Source organism: Lacticaseibacillus chiayiensis (assembly GCF_004123795.1).
GTDB classification, from domain to species: domain Bacteria; phylum Bacillota; class Bacilli; order Lactobacillales; family Lactobacillaceae; genus Lacticaseibacillus; species Lacticaseibacillus chiayiensis.
In genome coordinates, this window is record NZ_MSSM01000109.1 from 1 (window position 1) to 657 (window position 657).

Below are 657 nucleotides of genomic sequence, written 5' to 3' on the forward strand. Positions count from 1 at the left end.
TTCGTCGCGTCATGCGCGAACTTGGCATTCGATGTCAGATTCGCCAAAAACGGCATAGTCGCGTCAAGCAATCTGAACAGTACCTACAAGACAATGTGCTCAATCAATGTTTCTACGTGGAACGTCCTAATCAAGTCTGGCTAGCCGACTCAACCGAGTTGAAATACGGTATCAACGGCGAGTACAAGATGCGCCTCAGTGGCGTTCTTGACCTCTATGGCCGCAATCTGTTGGCTTACAGCCTGAGCGCAACCGAAACAACCGCCGCCGAGATTCAGGTCTTCCAGCGCGCTTTCACTCGCGCCGGCAACGTCCATCCGCTCATTCATACTGATCGTGGCTCCGCCTATACATCTAGGGCGTTCAACCGCTACCTTAGCCAGTTTGAAGTCACACGAAGCATGTCGCGACCGGGAACGCCCTATGACAACGCACCAATGGAGCGCTGGTGGAACGAATTTAAACTGCGGTGGATGGATCGTCATCCAATGGCAAAGACTTACAAGGAATTCGTCCAGCTCGTTGAAGATGGGATCCACTATTTCAATCACGATAATCGTTCAGAACAAAGAGACGGCCTTACCCCAGAAGAATACTGGAATAAGGCCATCTAAAAGCTACCAAAATTTTATATTATTTCATCTGTCAACTTGACAG

General features: G+C 49.5%; 1 protein-coding gene. It reads left to right on the plus strand.

Going from position 1 to position 657, the window contains the following annotated elements; all coding sequences use genetic code 11:
* A partial coding sequence (locus tag BVJ53_RS14860) for an IS3 family transposase (RefSeq protein WP_129302986.1) occupies positions 1-614 on the plus strand: 614 nt, incomplete at its 5' end.
* Between the last annotated feature and the right edge of the window lie 43 nt (positions 615-657).